1 protein-coding gene is annotated in these 819 nt (G+C 38.8%); it reads left to right on the top strand.

Annotation, left to right across the window (positions count from 1 at the left end; all coding sequences use genetic code 11):
- Positions 1–222 precede the first annotated feature (222 nt).
- Complete coding sequence (locus tag M595_RS28095; protein ID WP_023065568.1) at positions 223–405, top strand: hypothetical protein; 183 nt, start codon at positions 223–225, stop codon at positions 403–405.
- Positions 406–819: the final 414 nt, after the last annotated feature.

Consider the following 819-nt stretch of genomic DNA (forward strand, 5'->3'; position numbering starts at 1 on the left):
GATCGCTTAAAAGAAGCCGGAATTACTTTAATTGATCGTCCGGGGGGAGAAACAGTCTGGCATCGATGAGTTGAGGATCGGGAGACAGTTGTGATCACTTCTGTCTCTTTATTTTGTCAAAAAGTATCTTTTGTAACAGATTTTAAATTCTGTATTCTAAGCTACAAAAAATTGATAAACTAAGTAAAGAGTCATAGATGACAGCAGCAAGGGGATCGAGGCATGAATACTCAAGAACAGTTAAAGTGTTATCGAATTGAGTCCAAGCGGGGTGATCGCCTCAGCCTGGTGATCATCATCGTGTTAAATTCTTTGTCGATGGGATTACTTCCGATTGCGATACTACCGATGTCTGTGATTTCTACTGACTTCATTCCCCACGAAGCGAGTTTGTGGAAAGACTAAAAATAAATAATTCCTTAAAGTGTTATCTGGGCAAAGCCGGGTGTCAAACAGACAAAGTTGATCTGTAATATCGAGAGTCTGGGGGTAAATTGTTTTCAACTTTCAGGAAAGCCAGACTCCGAGTAATAGAGCGAAATTAGCTCAATATAAGCATCTTAACGATCTGGAAACAGCGATCGCAACGAACGCCATGTTGCCATAATTTGTATCATAGATAACTTTAACAATCATCGATTTGATAAACAATCAGAACATCAAAAATTAAAATCGCAGAAAACCAGTCCAAAAACAGATTAGAATGGGGCCAGTTTTATGTAAGAATATTATCCAATTCTTATGTTAGAACCGCAGAGGTATCAAGTATGCAGACAAAATATGAATCCTCCTCTAATCCGACCGAAGCCCAACACTCAA

It is taken from the genome of Lyngbya aestuarii BL J (assembly GCF_000478195.2).
Classification (GTDB): Bacteria; Cyanobacteriota; Cyanobacteriia; order Cyanobacteriales; family Microcoleaceae; genus Capilliphycus; species Capilliphycus aestuarii.

Bases quoted from the DNA above. Each gene is read 5' to 3' on its own strand.
- M595_RS28095 (WP_023065568.1), top strand. From the start codon at position 223: ATGAATACTCAAGAACAGTTAAAGTGTTATCGAATTGAGTCCAAGCGG.